Consider the following 1022-nt stretch of genomic DNA (forward strand, 5'->3'; position numbering starts at 1 on the left):
CCCTCCCCCGCCCCACCGCCCACGGCTCGATCCGCCGCCACCTCGCGCTCGGCCTCGGCCTCGGGGTGCTCCTCGTCGTCGGGGTCGGGGGCTGGGCCACCCTCACGCAGATCTCGGGCGCCGTGATCGCGCCGGGCCAGCTCGTGGTCGAGTCCGACGTCAAGAAGGTCCAGCACCCCACCGGCGGGGTGGTGGGCGAACTGCTGGTCCGCGAGGGCGCCCGGGTGCGAGCCGGCGACGTGCTCATCCGCCTCGACGAGACGCAGGTGCGGGCCAACCTCGACATCGTCCTCAAGGCCATGGACGAACTCGCCGCGCGGCGCGCCCGCGACGAGGCCGAGCGCGACGGGGCCGAGCAGATCACCTTCCCGCCCGAGCTCCTGGCGCGCCGCGACGCCGACCCGGGGGTCGCCCACCTGATCGACGGCGAGACCCGGCTGTTTACCGCGCGTCTGGCCGCCCGCGAGGGCCAGAAGGCGCAGCTGCGCGAGCGCGTCCTGCAACTGCGCGAGGAGATCAAGGGCCTGACCGAGCAGGTCGCGGCGAAAGCCCGCGAGGTCGGCTTCATCACCGGCGAACTCGAGGGCGTGCGCGGGCTCTACGCCAAGAACCTGGTGCCGCTCGCCCGCGTCAACGCCCTGGAGCGGGACGCCGCCCGCCTCGACGGCGAGCGCGGCCAGCTCGTGGCCGCCACCGCCTCGGCGCGCGGCAAGATCGCCGAGACCGAGTTGCAGATCCTGCAGATCGACGGCGACATGCGCACCGAGACCGGCAAGGACTTGGCCGAGATCCGGGGCAAGTGGTCGGAGTACCGCGAGAAGCGCGTGGCGGCCGAGGACCAGCTGAAGCGCGTGGAGATGCGTAGCCCCCAGGCGGGCGTCGTCCACCAGATGACGGTCCACACGGTCGGCGGTCTGGTGACCCCGGCCGAGCCCGCCATGCTGATCGTGCCGGAGGCCGACCAGCTCGCCGTCGAGGTCAAGATCCAGCCCCAGGACATCGACAACGTCCGCCTCGACCAG

At 73.2% G+C, this 1022-nt stretch carries 1 protein-coding gene; it reads left to right on the top strand.

Translation table 11 applies throughout. The annotated features are described in order from the left end of the window. Positions 1 to 1022, top strand: a 1022-nt coding sequence (locus MFF30_RS25485; protein ID WP_238283037.1) for an HlyD family type I secretion periplasmic adaptor subunit, incomplete at both ends; no start/stop codon positions are given.

The organism is Methylobacterium goesingense, assembly GCF_022179225.1.
In the GTDB taxonomy this organism is placed as follows: Bacteria; Pseudomonadota; Alphaproteobacteria; order Rhizobiales; family Beijerinckiaceae; genus Methylobacterium; species Methylobacterium goesingense.